Here is a 15,460-nt window from a genome sequence, read left to right as displayed (position 1 = left end):
CATGCGCTTCCGCCACCCCGACGGAACCACCGTCCACCTCGCCTACTGCACCAACGTCCACCCCGCCGAAACCCTCGACGGCGTCCTCGCCCAGCTCCGCGACCACTGCGAACCCGTCCGCCGGCGCATCGGCCGCGACCGCCTCGGCATCGGCCTGTGGCTCGCCCGCGACGCCGCCCACGCCCTGGTCAGCGACCCCTCCGCACTGCGCGAACTGCGCTGCGAACTCGACCGCCGCGGCCTCGAAGTCGTCACCCTCAACGGCTTCCCCTACGAGGGCTTCGGCGCCGAGGAGGTCAAGTACCGCGTCTACAAGCCGGACTGGACCGACCCCGAACGCCTCGACCACACCACCGCCCTGGCCCGCGTCCTGACCGGACTCCTTCCCGACGACGTCACCGAGGGCAGCATCTCCACGCTGCCGCTCGCCTGGCGCACCGGCTACGACGACGGAAGCGCCGACAAGGCCCGCACCGCCCTGCTCACCCTCGCCGAACGCCTCGACGCCCTCCAGGACCTGACCGGCCGCTCCATCCGCGTCGGCCTCGAACCCGAACCCGGCTGCGTCGTCGAGACCACCGGTGACGCCATCGCACCGCTGACCGCGATCGCCCACGACCGCATCGGCATCTGCGTCGACACCTGCCACCTCGCCACCTCCTTCGAAGACCCGCACACCGCCCTCGACGCGCTCACCGCGGCCCGTGTCCCCGTCGTCAAGTCCCAGCTCTCCGCTGCCCTGCACGCCGAACACCCCCACCTGCCCGAGGTCCGCGAGGCACTCGCCGCCTTCGACGAACCCCGCTTCCTGCACCAGACCCGCACCTCCACCGCCGCGGGCCTGCGCGGCACCGACGACCTCGGCGAGGCCCTCGCCGGCGACGCCCTGCCCGACGGGGCACCCTGGCGCGCCCACTTCCACGTCCCCCTGCACGCGTCCCCCGCCACACCCCTCACCTCCACGCTCCCCGTCCTCACATCCGCCCTCACCCGCCTCGTCGGCGGCCCGCACCCCCTCACCCGCCATCTGGAGGTCGAGACCTACACCTGGCAGGCCCTCCCACCCGAACTACGCCCCCGCGGCCGCCCCCAGCTCGCCGACGGCATCGCCGCCGAACTCACCCTCGCGCGCGACCTGCTGACAGACCTCGGCCTGAAGGAGCTGCCATGAACCACCACCCCCCACAGGCGGGACCGACCCCTCTCCTCGTCCTCGACGTCGTCGGCCTCACCCCCCGGCTCCTCCACCACATGCCCCACCTCAAGTCCCTCGCCGGATCCGGCTCCCACGCCCCGCTCGAGACGGTCCTCCCCGCCGTCACCTGCGCCGCCCAGTCCACCTTCCTCACCGGCACCCACCCGTCGCAGCACGGCATCGTCGGCAACGGGTGGTACTTCCGCGAGCTCGGCGACGTACTCCTGTGGCGACAGCACAACGGTCTGGTCGCCGGCGACAAGCTCTGGGACGCCGCCCGCCGCGCCCACCCCGGCTACACGGTCGCCAACATCTGCTGGTGGTACGCCATGGGCGCAGACACCGACTTCACCGTCACCCCCCGCCCGGTTTACTACGCCGACGGCCGCAAGGAACCCGACTGCTACACCCGGCCCCCGGCCCTGCACGACGAACTCACCGAAAAACTCGGCACCTTCCCCCTCTTCCACTTCTGGGGCCCTGGCGCGGACCTGGTCTCCAGCCAGTGGATCATCGACGCGACCCGCCACATCATGGACACCCGCCACCCCGATCTGACGCTCTGCTACCTCCCTCACCTCGACTACGACCTGCAACGCTTCGGCCCCGACGACCCACGCTCCCTGAAAGCCGCAGCCGACCTGGACCGGGCACTGGCCCCACTCCTGGGCGACGCCCGCGCGGAAGGCCGTACCGTCGTCGCGCTGTCCGAGTACGGCATCACGCGCGCGGACCGGCCCGTCGACATCAACCGCGCCCTGCGCCGCGCCGGACTCCTGGAGGTGCACACACAGGACGGCATGGAGTACCTCGACCCGATGGCCTCCCGCGCCTTCGCGGTCGCCGACCACCAGATCGCCCACGTCTATGTGCGCCGGCCCGAGGACCTGGACGCCACCCGGGCCGCCCTCGACGGCCTGCCCGGCATCGAGCAGCTCCTCGACGACGAGGGCAAGAAGGCCCACCACCTCGACCATCCGCGCTCCGGCGAACTCGTCGCCGTGGCGGAGCCGGACGCCTGGTTCACGTACTACTACTGGCTCGACGACGCCCGCGCGCCCGACTTCGCGCAGCTGGTCGAGATCCACCGCAAACCCGGCTACGACCCGGTCGAACTCTTCATGGACCCGCTCGACCCCTACGTCAAGGTCAAGGCGGCCACCGCGCTGGCCCGCAAGAAACTCGGCCTGCGCTATCGCATGGCGGTCGTGCCCCTCGACCCGTCACCTATTCGCGGCAGCCACGGCCGCCTCCCCGAGAGCGACGACGACGGTCCGCTCCTCATCTGCTCCACCCCCCGCGCCGTCGGCGACCGCATCGCGGCCACCGACGTGAAGTCACTCCTGCTCCGACTGGCCGGTCTTTCCGGACTGCTCACCAGTGAAGCACCCACCACTGACAACGCCCTCTGACCCGAGGAGAACCCAGCCATGAGCCGCATGTCGCAGCCCGACCCCGAACTCACCCACCGTCTCACCAGACGAGGCATGCTCGGCGTGGCGGCGGGCGCCACCGCGGCCGCCCTGCTCGGCGCCGCGACGACCCCGGCGACCGCCGCCACCGCGGCCGCGACCGGCCCCACCGGGCACGGCCACGGCCGCGGCCGCCCCGTGCTGCCCCCCGGCCGCCTCGGCATCCAGCTCTACAGCCTCCGCGACAAGGTCTCCACCCTCGGCTTCGCCCCCGTCTTCGCCGAACTGGAGAAGTACGGCTACGACGAGGTCGAGTTCGCCGGCTACACCCAGGGCTCGGCCGGACCGATCACCCTCGCCCAGCTCAAGCGCCTGGCCCGCGACCACGGCCTGACCCCGATCGGCAGCCACGTCGGCTACTACTCCGACGACCCGAACGCCTACACCTTCGCCCAGAACCTCACCAAGGTCCTCGACGACGCCCAGGCCCTCGGCCTCAAGCACATCGGCACCGCCTCAGGACCGTTCCGCTACGGCTCGACCGTCGACGCGTGGAAGCGCGCCGCCGAGGAGTTCAACACCTACGGAGCCGCGGCGAGGGCACGCGGCATGAAGTTCTACCAGCACAACCACTCCGAGGAGTTCTCCTTCGCCACCGACAACCCGAAGGTCCGCCTCTACGACGTCCTGCTCAAGGAGACCGACCCCGACCTGGTGTTCCTGGAGATGGACATCTTCTGGGCCTACTCCGGCCAGTTCCGCTTCTCCCAGCGGCCCGACGGCACGCCCGCCCCCTTCGAACCCCTGAACTACGTCCTCAGGCAGCCCCACCGCTACCCGCTCTTCCACGTCAAGGACGGCGTGAGCGACCCGGCCAACACCTACGGCTACCGCATGACCGACGTCGGCGACGGAGACATCGACTACCAGAAGTTCATCTCCGCCGTGACCCGGCTGCGCGGCGAGCGCCTCGCCCACCACTGGCAGGCCGAGCACGACCAGCCCGCCGAATCCCTCACGTTCGCCCGCCGTTCCAGCGCCTACCTGCACTCGCTGCGGGAGAAGTGCTGACGGCACACGACTGAGGCGGGACCCCGAGGGCGCAGGGGGCGCTCCCCGCCGGTCGGGGTCCCGCCGTCGTGCAGCGGGCAGGTCCGTCACCCTGAGCGGCCGCGACGGCCGCCAGGGTGACACGGCCCTTGCCCGCGTACACGTTCATGGAGTGGCCGCGCAGGAAGCCGACCAGTGGGTCGAGGACTTCGCCGTCCTCAGTGAACAGGGCAGCGGCGGTCAGGCCCCCGGTCCGGTCGACGACCCGTTGAGCTGCACGGAGCCGGTCGGGGAGGCTCGCGGGCAGGCCGGGATCGACACGGACCGGGGGAGTGTCGCGGACCGGCCGGCGGGTCGTCGTATGCACCGCGTCGAGGCGGAGCCCCAGCAGTTCCTCGGTAGTCAGGATGTCCGGTCGGGACGAGACCGCCCCGGCGCGGAGGCGAACGGCCTTGCGCCGTTCCGTGACTCGTCCCATGTCCGGTGTCACCTCCGCATCGCCACGACGGGCAGCTTCTCGATCCGGATCGCGGCGGCCTCGAACTCCACGGCCCCGGCGACCGGGCAACTGCCTTTTCCCGCCACCTTCTTGGGGCCCGTCCCGGTCGGCGGACCGCCGGTCATGAACGCCAGGCCGGGCCGCAGCGCCGGATCCACCCACACCGGCGCCGCCATCGAGCCCAGCCTGGTCGCGACCCGCACCTCTTCGCCGACCACCACGCCGTAGCGCTCGGCGTCCTCCGGACTCAGCTCGACACACTCGGCCCGCCGCAACGATGCCGCCGAACCGCCTTTCTGCAGGCGGGCGTTGTACGAGTTCAGACGGTGTCCCTTGGTGAGGCGGAGCGGATACGCCTCATCCGTCAGATCGACGGGAGGGGCATGCCGGACGAGATGGAAGGGCATGCGCCGCTCCCGGTCGTCGTGACCGCGCCCGGTGAGCAGCGACAGGTTGACCAGCGCGCGGTCCCCCTCGCCCTCGGTGCCGTCCCCCGCCCGCAACGGCTCACCGCACGCGTATACGTGCGCCAACTCCCGCAGGGCGGCGGCCGGTACGCCCGTCACCTTCACCGTGAGCGACACCGTCCAGGGCTCGACGAGCTGCCTGTACTCCTCGAAGCCGGAAGTCGAACGCTCGATGAAGTCCCGGTCGGCCAGCCCAGCCCGGATGATCTGCCTGCCGATCGCATGGGCCATCGGGACCTCGGTGCCGGCGTTCGGCCGGATCCGAGGACCCGACCCGATGGCGTAGGTGCCTGGTTCCGTCATGCGGCGGACCGGAGCGCGAGCAGGTCGGAGAGGGCGTGGACGGTACGGAGCGTGGGCACGTCCACACCGGTGATCTCCGCCAGCTCGATGACGGCGGTGAGCAGGACGTCGAGTTCCAGGGGCTTGCCGCGTTCCAGGTCCTGGAGCGTGGAGGTGCGGTGGTCGCCGACGCGTTCGGCACCGGCGAGACGGCGTTCGATGGAGACGCCGACGGTGCAGCCGAGGGCCTCGGCGACCGCGAGGGTCTCGGCCATCATGGTCTCGATGACCTTGCGCGTGCCGCCGTGCAGGCACATCTGGCGCATGGTGGCACGGGCCAGCGCGCTGATCGGGTTGAAGGAGATGTTGCCCAGCAGCTTGAGCCAGATGTCGTCCCGCAGGTTCGGTTCGACCGGGCACTTGAGCCCGCCGGCCTGCATGGCCTCACTGAAGACCTGACAGCGGGGCGAGAGGCTGCGGTCGGGCTCCCCGATGGAGAACCGGGTGCCCTCCAAGTGCCGTACGACACCCGGCCCTTCGAGCTCGGTCGCTGCGTAGACGACACAGCCGATGGCCCGGGAGGGAGCGAGCACCGCACTGACCGCGCCGCCCGGGTCCACGCTGTCGATACGGTGGCCGTCGTGCGGGCCGCCGTGCCGGTGGAAGTACCACCAGGGGATGCCGTTCTGGGCCGCGATCACCGCGGTGGTGTCGGTGAGAAGGGGCTCGATGAGCGGCCCGCACGCCGCGTACGAGTTGGCCTTCAGACCGAGGAAGACGTAGTCGACCGGGCCGATCTCGGCCGGGTCGTCGGTGGCGTGGGCGCGGGCGGTGAAGTCACCGCGTGGGCTGAGGACTTGGACACCGTGCTCCCGCAGGGCCGCCAGATGCGGACCGCGGGCGATGAGATGGACGTCGGCGCCGGCGCGGTGGAGTGCCGCGCCGACGTAGGCGCCGATGGCTCCGGCGCCGAGGACTGCGACTTTCATGGGTGGAAGCTCCGTTCGGTGAGGGTGACCGAGGAACTGCCGACTTTGTCGACTGGATATTGTCTACAGGATGGTGCGAGTGCTCAGCAAGAGTCGTGACGTCACTAAGGTCGTGAGCTGCTGTTACGCCCTGGTATGGGCCATGCCCTTAGCGGTTGTGGGCCGTAGACTGTAGGCGAAAACCAATTCATACTTGGCTCTCAGCTGCAGCGACGACGCTGCACAGGAGGGACCGCGATGTTGCCGACCACAGGACTGCCGTACGGGACGGTGCCCCGGCTCGAGCGACCCGGTCCGCTGCGTGACCGCGTGTACGAGGCGTTGTTGGAGTTGATCACGACGCGTGCTCTGCAGCCGGGTCAGCATCTGGTGGAGAGTGAGTTGGCGGGTCATCTGGGGGTGTCGCGGCAGCCGGTGCGGGAGGCGTTGCAGCGGTTGAACAGCGAGGGGTGGGTGGATCTGCGGCCGGCTCAGGGGGCGTTCGTGCATGAGCCGACGGATGAGGAGGCGGATCAACTCCTCACCGTGCGTACCCTGCTGGAGGCCGAGGCGGCTCGGCTGGCGGCGGCGAACGCGGGCAGCGCCGGTATTGCCGCCCTGGAAGCGCTGTGCACGGAGGGTGAGAAGGCCGTCGACAACGACGACGTGGACGCGGCGGTCGCTCTGAACGCCCGACTCCACGCGAAGGTCATGGAGTTGGCGGGCAACGCGGTCCTCGCGGAGCTGGCGGGGCAGGTGGACCGCCGGGTGCGCTGGTACTACACGCCGATCGCCCGCAGACGCGGCCGTCAGTCCTGGATCGAGCACCGTGAACTGATCGCCGCGATTGCCGACCGCGACGAGCGGCGTGCCACCGAGCTGATGCGGGAACACACCGAGCACACGCGGAAGATGTACCACGACCGCGAGAAGTAGCGGAGGGCGTGGGTCGGTTCATGGACGAGCAGCCCACAGTGCCGCACCGCCAACGGGCCACCCGGCCGTCGGATCAGGCAACCATCGGATCAGGCGGCCCTTCCCGACGGCCGAACGCCGCGGGGAAGGGCCGCCTGATGTCCGAGCCGCTGTGCTCAGGTCGCGGCCTGTTGCTGCCGTGCCGCGGCTCCGCTCCGCGGTCGTCCCGGCTGTCGTAGCAGCAGGGCGAGCGCCGCCGCGAGCATGGAGGTGACGCCGGCCAGGGCGTATGCCCCGTCGTAGCCCCAGGCCGCGACGACCATCGAGCCCAGGCCGCCGCCGAACAGGCCGCTGATCAGCTTGCCGCTGTACACCAGCCCGTAGTTGGAGGCGTTGTAGTTCTCCCCGAAGTAGTCCGGGGTGAGTGCCGCGAACAGCGGGTAGAACGCGCCGCCGCCGAACCCGGACAGGAACGCGAAGACCAGGAACAGCGACTCGCTCTTGATGTCACCCGCCCAGATCACTCCGAACTGCGCGAGCCCCAGGACGACGATCACGAACACCAGGGTGGACTTGCGGCCCCACTTGTCGGACAGCCAGCCCACCACCCCGCGCCCGATGCCGTTGATGACCGCCATGACGCCCATCGAGGAGGCCGCCACCAGCGGACCGAAGCCCACCTCCTTCGCGTAGTCGACCTGGAAGGAGATCCCGAAGATCGACACTCCCGCGGTCATCACGAGGGCGACCCACATGAGGGGAAGCATGCCGGTCCTGACGGCCTCCTTCGGTGTGAACTGCCGTACCGCAGGAGGGTTCTTGGCGAGAGCACCGGTTCCCTTCCCGCCGCCGCCGTGGGTGAGCGGGTCGATGTCCGCGGGCCACCAGTTCTTCGGCGGGTCCTTGAAGAAGAACGCGCACCCGACGACCACGATCAGGATGTAGCAGCCGATGAGGTCCAGCACACGGTGGTAGTTCGCGGTGTCGAAGCCGTAGTTGAAGATGAAGATGAAGGGCAGTGACCCGTACGCGAAGCCGCCGTTGACGAACCCGGTCTTCGCTCCCCGGCGTTCGGGGAACCATTTGCCGACCATGTTGATGCAGGTCGCGTAGACCAGTCCGGCGCCGATCCCCCCGATCACGCCGAATCCGAGTATCGCCAGCAGGACCTCGTCCAGGTGCGACAGGGCGAGGAATCCGACCAGACACATGCCCGAGCCGGTGTACATGGCCTTGCGGGCGGTCAGGATGCCCTTCTCCCGCAGCCAGCCCGCCGGGAAGGCGATGCCGGCCTGGAAGAAGACCCAGACACTGAGGATCCAGAAGGTGTTGCTCTGCGTCCAGCCGTGGGCGTGGGACAGGGTGTCCTCGGCCGAGCCGTACGCGTACTCGAAGACGCTGATGGCCATCATGGTGAGCCAGGGCAGATACACCATGAGTGTGCGGGAGTGGCCGAGGATGTCCCGGTCGGTCTCGCCGATGCGGTAGACACGGCCGTTGGCGTCGGTCACTTCCCGGTAGGGACGTGGTGCGGCGGTGGAGTGTGCGGTCTTGTCGGTGTCGCTGCGTGCTGCGTACGGATCTGCCGTCATGTCAGGCCATTTCCTCGCCGAGCGGTTGCGGGTTGGGGACGGTCCGACGGCTGGTCCGGGGCCTGCCGGGCGCCTTCAGGAACAGCGCGAGGACCGCGGACGCCAGGCCGATGGAGCCGGCCAGGACGAACGCGCCCTGGTAGTCCCACACGCCGACCACGATCGAGCCGACACCGGAGCCGACGAGCCCCGAGATGAGCTTCGAGCTGTAGACCATGCCGTAGTTGGAGGCGTTGTTGTTCTCCCCGAAGTAGTCCGCGGTCATCGCGGCGAACAGCGGGAAGATCGCGCCGCCGCCGAAGCCGGAGACCATGGAGCAGAAGAGGAAGAACGGCATGCTGCCCATCTGGCCGGAGATCAGCACCCCGAACTGCGCGGTGCCCAGCACCAGACACACGATGATCAGCGTGTGGCGGCGGCCGCACTTGTCGGAGATCCAGCCGATGACCCCGCGCCCGGTGCCGTTGACGATCGCCTTCAGTGACATCGCCGTGGCCACGATCCCGCCCGCGAACCCCATGTCCTTGCCGAACGGCACCTGGAAGGCGATGCCGAAGATGTTGATCCCGGCCGTGCACAGCAGGCAGAACCACATCATCCACAGGACGGGCGTCCGTGCCGCCTCCTTCGGTGTGTACTGCTTGACGGCCGGCGGGTTCTTCTCCAGCGCCCGCCGGATCTTCGGGTCGTCGGTCATCCTCAGCGGATCGACGTGCGGCGGCCACCAGTTCTTCGGCGGGTCCTTGAAGAACCAGCCCGCGAACGCCACCACCGAGCAGCACACGAGGCCCACCGTCACCAGGACGCCCCGGTAGTTGCTCAGGTCCATGTACGAGGTGAACAGGAACACGAAGGGCACCGAGCCGTAGGCGAAACCGCCGTTGACCATGCCGGTCTTGCCGCCCTTGCGCTCCGGGAACCACTTGCCGACCATGTTCACGCAGGTCGCGTAGACAAGACCGGCACCGATACCGCTGCACACACCGAAGCCCAGATAGGCCACGATCACGTTCGGCGCGAACGCGAGCGACAGGTAGCCGAGGACGGTCCCCAGCGCGCCGAGCATCATCGCGTAGCGGGCCGGAAGCCTTCCGCTCTCCCTGAGCTGCCCGGCCGGGAAGGCCACGGCCGCTTGGAAGAACACCCAGACGCCCATCAGCCAGAAGATGTGCCCACTGCTCCACAGATGCGCCTCGTGCAGGGTGTCCTCGGCCGACGTGAACGCGTACTCCGAGGAACTGATGCCCAGCATGCCCATCCACGGGAAGAGCACCATCGTCCATCGTGGTCGTCCCATGATGTGCCGGTCGGTCTCGCCGATCCGGTACACGCGGCCGTTGCGGTCCGTCACCTCCCTGAAGGTGGCGGACGACGAGTAATCGACGGTTGTCATAGTTTTCAAGCACTCCTTGCGTCGAAAGATCTGGCCAGCGCCCCCTGTCCAAATTCCTTTCGTGCGCGCACGGATCCCCGGGGTCCAGCGGCGCGCACCGCCGGACCCCGTGCTCGTTCACGTCATGGACCACCGCCCAAGGGCCCGGGAACGTGGCTCCGGTTCACCACGTCAGATCACCCCGCCCGCCCTGAGAAGCCGCAACTCCTCGTCACCGAGGCCGAGTTCGCCGATGCAAAGGTGCGGCATCCTGAAATACCGCGAGTCCGCCTCCGCCACATCCCGCAACTGCCCGCGCGTGATGTCCCCGCCCGGCGCCTCCACCTTCACCACATCCGCCCCCAGCCACGCCGGCAACTGCGTCGCCGACGGACCCGACTGCACATGCGTCATATCCAGCACCCGCACACCCTCAAGAGCCGTCCTCGACACAAGCCACCTCACTTGTCCGTTGCCTTGAGCGTTCTGATGGTGCGCTGGTCCTGACCCCTGTTCGGCACATTGCATACAGTCGACGAATACTGTATGAAGATTGTTATCCCGCATCCCGTGGGTGATGTCCAGGGGGCGTGCAGCACTTTTCAGCTGCTTTTCAGTCGTGCATCACTGTCAGACAGGAGCCTCATCATGGACCTGTACGAGCATCAGGCGCGGGCCCTCTTCGAGGAACACGGAATCCCGGTGCCGAGGGCGGAGGTCACCGACTCGCCCCAGGAGGCCCGTGCGATCGCCCGCAGGCTCGGCGGCAGCGTCGTCGTCAAGGCGCAGGTCAAGACCGGTGGCCGGGGCAAGGCGGGCGGGGTGCGGCTCGCCGCCGACCCGGCCGAGGCCGAGAGGACGGCACGCCGGATCCTCGGCATGGACATCAAGGGACACAGGGTCGGCAGGGTCATGCTGGCCCAGCCCGCCGACATCGAGACCGAGTTCTACGTCGCCTACGTCCTCGACCGGGCCGCCGGCCGCTTCCTGGCCATCGCCTCGGCGGAGGGCGGCATGGACATAGAGGAGGTCGCCGCGGCCCGCCCGGAGGCGGTCGCCCGTATACACATCGACCCCGCCGAGGGCGTCACCTCGGCGAAGGCGGGCGAGATCGCCGACGCGGCAGGCCTGTCACCGCAGACCGTCGACGTTCTCGTACGCCTGTGGGAGGTGCTGGTCCGCCAGGACGCCGTCCTCGTCGAGGTGAACCCGCTCGTGCGCACCCGGCAGGGGCACCTCCTCGCCCTCGACGGCAAGGTCACCCTCGACGACAACGCCCGCTTCCGGCAGTCCCGTTGGAGTACCGAGAGCATCGCGTACGGCGATCCGCTGGAGGAGGCCGCCGCAGCGAAGGGCCTCAACTACGTCAAGCTCGACGGCGAGGTCGGCGTTATCGGCAACGGCGCCGGCCTGGTCATGTCGACCCTAGACGTGGTCGCCGGCTGCGGGGTCCGGCCCGCCAACTTCCTCGACATCGGCGGCGGTGCCTCGGCCCAGGTCATGGCCGACGGACTGACGGTCATCCTGTCGGACCCGGCTGTGAAGTCCGTGTTCGTCAACGTCTTCGGCGGCATCACCGCCTGCGACGCGGTCGCCGACGGCATCGTCCGGGCCCTCGACGAGGTCCGGCTCACCAAGCCGCTGGTCGTGCGCCTGGACGGCAACAACGCCGCCCGGGGGAGGGCCGTTCTCGACGAGCGCGCCCACCCCCTGGTCCAGCAGGCCACCACCATGGACGGTGCCGCCCGCCGTGCCGCCGAACTCGCCAACACCAGTTGAAGGAGCGGGACATGGCCATCTTCCTGACCAAGGAGTCCAGGGTCCTCGTCCAGGGCATGACCGGCGGCGAGGGCAGGAAACACACCCGGCGCATGCTCGCCGCCGGCACCCACGTGGTCGGCGGCGTCAATCCCCGCAAGGCCGGGCAGACGGTCGACCTCGACGACCGCACCGTCCCCGTCTTCGGCTCGGTCGCCGACGGGATACGGGCGACCGGAGCGGACGTCACCGTCGTCTTCGTGCCACCCGCCTTCGCCGGACCGGCAGTTGTCGAGGCCGTCGACGCCGGGATCGGACTGGTCGTCGTCATCACCGAAGGCATCCCCGTCCACGACTCCGTCGCCTTCACCTCGTACGCGAAGAAGAAGGGGTCACGGATCGTCGGACCCAACAGCCCCGGCCTGATCACCCCCGGTCAGTCCAACGCGGGCATCATCCCCGCCGACATCACCCGGCCCGGGCGGGTGGGTCTGGTGTCCAAGTCGGGCACCCTCACCGACCAACTCATGTACGAGCTGCGCGACATCGGCTTCTCCACCTGTGTCGGCATCGGCGGGGACCCCGTCGTCGGCACCACCCACATCGACTGCCTCGCGGCCTTCCAGGACGACCCGGACACCGAACTCGTCGTCCTCATCGGGGAGATCGGCGGCGACGCCGAGGAACGGGCCGCCGCGTACATCCACGAGCACGTCACCAAACCCGTCGTCGGCTACATCGCCGGATTCACCGCGCCAGAGGGCCGGACCATGGGCCACGCCGGCGCCATCGTGTCCGGTTCGGCGGGCACCGCGCAGGCGAAGAAGACGGCGCTGGAGGCGGTCGGCGTCAAGGTCGGGAACACCCCCACCGAGACGGCCCGCCTCGTGCTCGCCCTGCTGGACACGGTTCGCGAGGACATGGTCCGCGAGGCCCCTCAGGCCTGACCGGAACCACACAGCGGCGGACCAAGCCCTTTCCGGCCCCGCCGCGCCCCCTGCACCCCGCCCCCGACTGTGCACCGAGAGCGGAGACATCGCATGACAACCACCCTCAACTCCACCCACCTCGTGGTGAAGTCCGGTACCTCCTGGAACGACGCCTGGCAACGCTGCCTCGCCGTCGCCCCCGAGGCCTTCCGGGACGACCGCGTCCTCAACCTCTGGGCCTCCGCCTGGCAGGCCGACGGCCGGGCCCTGCCCGCCACCAGCCCCGTCGACGGCACCCGCATCGCAGGCCCGCCGCGCCTGGACCGGGAAGCCGCCCACCAGGCCGTCCGCGCCTCCCTCGACCAGCACCGCGCCTGGCGGCACATCCGGCTCGAAGAGCGCCGGGCCCGCGTCGCGGCCACCCTCGACGCCCTCACCCAGCACCGCGAACTCCTCGCGCTCCTGCTGGTCTGGGAGATCGGCAAGCCCTGGCGGCTCGCGCAGGCCGACGTCGACCGGGCCATCGACGGCGTGCGCTGGTACGTCGACGGCATCGAACCCATGGTCGAGGGCCGCGCCCCGCTGGACGGCCCGGTGTCCAACATCGCCAGCTGGAACTACCCGATGAGCGTGCTCGTTCACGCCATGCTGGTGCAGGCACTGGCGGGCAACGCGGTCATCGCCAAGACCCCGACCGACGGCGGCGTCGCTTGTCTGACCCTGGCCTGCGCACTCGCCGCCCGCGAGGGAATCCCCGTCACCCTCGTCAGCGGCAGCGGGGGAGAGCTGTCCGAGGCGCTGGTGCGGGCCCCCGAGATCGGCTGCGTCTCCTTCGTCGGCGGCCGGGACACCGGCGCCGCCGTCGCCACGGCCGTCACCGACCTCGGCAAGCGCCACGTACTCGAACAGGAGGGACTCAACACCTGGGGCCTGTGGAACTACTCCGACTGGGACGCACTCACCGCGGTCATCCCCAAGCTCTTCGACTACGGCAAGCAGCGCTGCACCGCCTACCCGCGGTTCGTCGTCCAGCGCGAGCTGTTCGACGAGTTCCTGACGGCCTACCTCCCCGCGGTGCGCACCCTGCGCCTCGGCCACCCGCTCGCCGTCGAACACGCCGACGACCCGTACCCGGCACTCGACTTCGGGCCGGTGATCAACGCGGCCAAGGCGAAGGAACTCCGCGACCAGGTCGCCGAGGCCATCAACCGCGGAGCCGTCCCCGTGCACCGCGGCAGCGAGGCCGACGCCCGCTTCCTGCCCGGCCAGGACACCTCGGCGTACGTCCAGCCGGTCACCCTCCTCAACCCGCCCCCGTCCTCGCCTCTGCACCACGCGGAACCCTTCGGCCCGGTCGACACCATCGTCCTGGTCGACACCGAGGCGGAACTGCTCGCCGCGATGAACGCCTCGAACGGCGCCCTGGTGGCCACCCTGTCCACCGACGACTCGGCCACCTTCGACCGGCTCGCCCCGCAGATCCGCGCGTTCAAGGTCGGTCACGGCAAGCCGCGTTCCCGCGGCGACCGCGACGAGCTGTTCGGCGGCTTCGGCGCCTCCTGGCGCGGCGCCTTCGTCGGCGGCGAACTGCTGGTACGCGCGGTCACTCAGGGCCCGGCCGGCGAACGGCTGCCCGGGAACTTCCCCGAGTACCAGCTGATGCCGTGAGGCGAGCCCGGGCGGCACTCCGTGAAGGGGCGGCCGCCCGGCCACCGGCGAACACACGACGACGCAGAGATGACGCAGAGATGGGGTGGCGAGCATGACGTTGGCTCTTGAGGGTGTGCGGGTGCTGGATATGACGCATGTGCAGTCGGGTCCGTCGGCGACGCAGTTGCTGGCGTGGCTGGGGGCGGATGTGGTGAAGGTGGAGGCGCCGGGTGGGGACATCACGCGCGGGCAGTTGCGGGATGTGGCGGAGGCGGACTCGCTGTATTTCACGATGCTCAACTGCAACAAGCGCAGTATCACGCTGAACACCAAGACGGAGCGGGGCGGGCAGCTGCTGGCCGCGTTGATCCGGGGTGCGGATGTGCTGGTGGAGAACTTCGCGCCGGGTGCGGTGGAGCGGATGGGGCTTTCGTGGGAGCGGGTCCGGGAGATCAACCCGCGGATCGTGTACGCGTCGATCAAAGGGTTCGGGGACGGCCCGTACATGAATTTCAAGGCGTATGAGGTGGTGGCGCAGGCGATGGGCGGGTCGATGGCCACGACCGGGTTCCAGGACGGGCCGCCGCTGGCGACCGGGGCGCAGATCGGGGACTCGGGTACCGGGATCCATGCGGTGGCCGGAATTCTGGCCGCGCTGCTGCAACGTACCCGGACCGGGCGGGGGCAGCGGGTGGACGTGGCGATGCAGCACGCGGTCCTCAACCTGTGCCGGGTCAAGCTCCGTGACCAGCAGCGCCTGGCCCGCGGCCCGCTCGCCGAGTACCCCAACGACGACTTCGGCCAGGAGGTGCCGCGCTCGGGCAACGCCTCGGGCGGCGGGCAGCCCGGCTGGGCGGTCAGGTGCGCGCCCGGCGGCCCCAACGACTACGTGTACGTCATCGTCCAGCCAGTGGGCTGGCCGCCGCTGGCCGAACTGATCGGCCGACCCGAACTCGCCCAGGACCCGGAGTGGTCCACACCCGAAGCCCGGCTGCCCAGGCTGGCGAAGATGTTCCAGCTGATCGAGGAATGGACCGCGACCCTGCCCAAATGGCAGGTCCTTCAACAGCTGAACGCGCACAACATTCCGTGCGGGCCGATCCTGTCCCCCAAAGAAATCATCGAAGACCGCTCACTCGCGGCGAACGACATGATCGTCGAGGTCGAGCATCCCGTGCGCGGCACCTTCACCACGGTCGGCAACCCCCTCAAACTCTCCGACTCCCCCACCACCATCACCACCCCACCCCTCCTCGGCCAACACAACGAAGACATCTACGTCCACGAACTCGGGCTGTCGCCGGCCGAGTTGCCGCAGCTCAAGGAGCAGGGCGTCATCTGACCGACTCGACCGGAGCGAGGTAGCCCCAA

General features: G+C 69.6%; 11 protein-coding genes and 3 pseudogenes. 8 read left to right on the top strand and 6 right to left on the bottom strand.

The features are described from left to right. Nucleotide 1 precedes the first annotated feature (1 nt). The 3 genes from eboE to ACZ39I_RS11565 are packed head-to-tail and all read left to right on the top strand — an operon-like array spanning nucleotide 2 to nucleotide 3,678. Nucleotides 2–1,171, top strand: a complete 1,170-nt coding sequence (gene eboE, locus ACZ39I_RS11575; protein ID WP_467244304.1) for a metabolite traffic protein EboE — start codon at nucleotides 2–4, stop codon at nucleotides 1,169–1,171. Beyond that, entirely contained in the window at nucleotides 1,168–2,607 is a 1,440-nt protein-coding gene (locus tag ACZ39I_RS11570) for a nucleotide pyrophosphatase/phosphodiesterase family protein (protein WP_467244303.1), read from the top strand. Before eboE ends, ACZ39I_RS11570 begins: the two co-directional genes overlap by 4 nt. Before the next feature lie 18 nt (nucleotides 2,608–2,625). Next, nucleotides 2,626–3,678, top strand: coding sequence for a sugar phosphate isomerase/epimerase family protein (locus tag ACZ39I_RS11565; protein ID WP_467244302.1), 1,053 nt, complete (start codon nucleotides 2,626–2,628; stop codon nucleotides 3,676–3,678). On the opposite strand, the pseudogene ACZ39I_RS11560 reads toward ACZ39I_RS11565, so the two are convergent. The 3 genes and pseudogenes from ACZ39I_RS11560 to ACZ39I_RS11550 form a co-directional block, all read right to left on the bottom strand. Next, nucleotides 3,623–4,033, bottom strand: a pseudogene (locus tag ACZ39I_RS11560) (hypothetical protein); the annotation flags it as partial. The gene ACZ39I_RS11565 and the pseudogene ACZ39I_RS11560 overlap by 56 nt on opposite strands. A 110-nt stretch (nucleotides 4,034–4,143) precedes the next feature. Next, nucleotides 4,144–4,575, bottom strand: a pseudogene (locus ACZ39I_RS11555) (molybdopterin dinucleotide binding domain-containing protein); the annotation flags it as partial. Between the two features lie 347 nt (nucleotides 4,576–4,922). Continuing rightward, nucleotides 4,923–5,894, bottom strand: a complete 972-nt coding sequence (locus ACZ39I_RS11550; protein WP_467244301.1) for a 2-dehydropantoate 2-reductase — start codon at nucleotides 5,892–5,894, stop codon at nucleotides 4,923–4,925. A 240-nt stretch (nucleotides 5,895–6,134) separates the two neighbouring features. On the opposite strand from ACZ39I_RS11550, the gene ACZ39I_RS11545 reads away from it, so the two are divergent. Continuing rightward, a complete protein-coding gene (locus tag ACZ39I_RS11545; protein ID WP_467244380.1) occupies nucleotides 6,135–6,809 on the top strand; it encodes a GntR family transcriptional regulator in 675 nt (224 codons plus the stop codon). Nucleotides 6,810–6,964: 155 nt separating this feature from the next. Here the strand turns inward: ACZ39I_RS11545 and ACZ39I_RS11540 are convergent, their stop codons facing one another. The 3 genes and pseudogenes from ACZ39I_RS11540 to ACZ39I_RS11530 all read right to left on the bottom strand — a co-directional run. Further along, entirely contained in the window at nucleotides 6,965–8,380 is a 1,416-nt protein-coding gene (locus ACZ39I_RS11540) for an OFA family MFS transporter (protein WP_467244300.1), read from the bottom strand. Nucleotide 8,381: 1 nt separating this feature from the next. Next, complete coding sequence (locus ACZ39I_RS11535) at nucleotides 8,382–9,773, bottom strand: OFA family MFS transporter (protein WP_467244299.1); 1,392 nt, start codon at nucleotides 9,771–9,773, stop codon at nucleotides 8,382–8,384. A gap of 246 nt (nucleotides 9,774–10,019) precedes the next feature. Beyond that, a pseudogene (locus ACZ39I_RS11530) lies at nucleotides 10,020–10,205 on the bottom strand (CoA transferase); the annotation flags it as partial. 195 nt (nucleotides 10,206–10,400) lie between these two features. Here ACZ39I_RS11530 and sucC point away from each other — a divergent pair. The 4 genes from sucC to frc all read left to right on the top strand — a co-directional run bounded on the left by sucC (nucleotide 10,401) and on the right by frc (nucleotide 15,431). Next, nucleotides 10,401–11,531 (top strand): ADP-forming succinate--CoA ligase subunit beta, encoded by a 1,131-nt coding sequence (sucC, locus tag ACZ39I_RS11525; RefSeq protein WP_467244298.1) that lies wholly within the window; start codon nucleotides 10,401–10,403, stop codon nucleotides 11,529–11,531. 11 nt (nucleotides 11,532–11,542) lie between these two features. After that, nucleotides 11,543–12,457, top strand: coding sequence for a succinate--CoA ligase subunit alpha (sucD, locus tag ACZ39I_RS11520; protein WP_467244297.1), 915 nt, complete (start codon nucleotides 11,543–11,545; stop codon nucleotides 12,455–12,457). A 93-nt stretch (nucleotides 12,458–12,550) separates the two neighbouring features. Further along, a complete protein-coding gene (locus tag ACZ39I_RS11515) occupies nucleotides 12,551–14,107 on the top strand; it encodes an aldehyde dehydrogenase family protein (protein ID WP_467244296.1) in 1,557 nt (518 codons plus the stop codon). A 94-nt stretch (nucleotides 14,108–14,201) separates the two neighbouring features. Continuing rightward, nucleotides 14,202–15,431 carry a formyl-CoA transferase gene (gene frc, locus ACZ39I_RS11510; RefSeq protein ID WP_467244295.1) on the top strand — a complete coding sequence of 410 codons (1,230 nt, stop codon included), beginning with the start codon at nucleotides 14,202–14,204 and terminating at the stop codon, nucleotides 15,429–15,431. Nucleotides 15,432–15,460 lie beyond the last annotated feature (29 nt).

The organism is Streptomyces sp. NPDC024687 (assembly GCF_055559055.1).
This window is presented reverse-complemented; position numbering and strand designations above follow the sequence as displayed.

Bases quoted from the DNA above. Each gene is read 5' to 3' on its own strand.
- ACZ39I_RS11540 (WP_467244300.1), bottom strand. From the start codon at position 8,380: ATGACGGCAGATCCGTACGCAGCACGCAGCGACACCGACAAGACCGCA.
- frc (WP_467244295.1), top strand. From the start codon at position 14,202: ATGACGTTGGCTCTTGAGGGTGTGCGGGTGCTGGATATGACGCATGTG.
- ACZ39I_RS11565 (WP_467244302.1), top strand. From the start codon at position 2,626: ATGAGCCGCATGTCGCAGCCCGACCCCGAACTCACCCACCGTCTCACC.
- ACZ39I_RS11570 (WP_467244303.1), top strand. From the start codon at position 1,168: ATGAACCACCACCCCCCACAGGCGGGACCGACCCCTCTCCTCGTCCTC.
- sucD (WP_467244297.1), top strand. From the start codon at position 11,543: ATGGCCATCTTCCTGACCAAGGAGTCCAGGGTCCTCGTCCAGGGCATG.
- ACZ39I_RS11535 (WP_467244299.1), bottom strand. From the start codon at position 9,773: ATGACAACCGTCGATTACTCGTCGTCCGCCACCTTCAGGGAGGTGACG.
- ACZ39I_RS11550 (WP_467244301.1), bottom strand. From the start codon at position 5,894: ATGAAAGTCGCAGTCCTCGGCGCCGGAGCCATCGGCGCCTACGTCGGC.
- sucC (WP_467244298.1), top strand. From the start codon at position 10,401: ATGGACCTGTACGAGCATCAGGCGCGGGCCCTCTTCGAGGAACACGGA.
- eboE (WP_467244304.1), top strand. From the start codon at position 2: ATGCGCTTCCGCCACCCCGACGGAACCACCGTCCACCTCGCCTACTGC.
- ACZ39I_RS11515 (WP_467244296.1), top strand. From the start codon at position 12,551: ATGACAACCACCCTCAACTCCACCCACCTCGTGGTGAAGTCCGGTACC.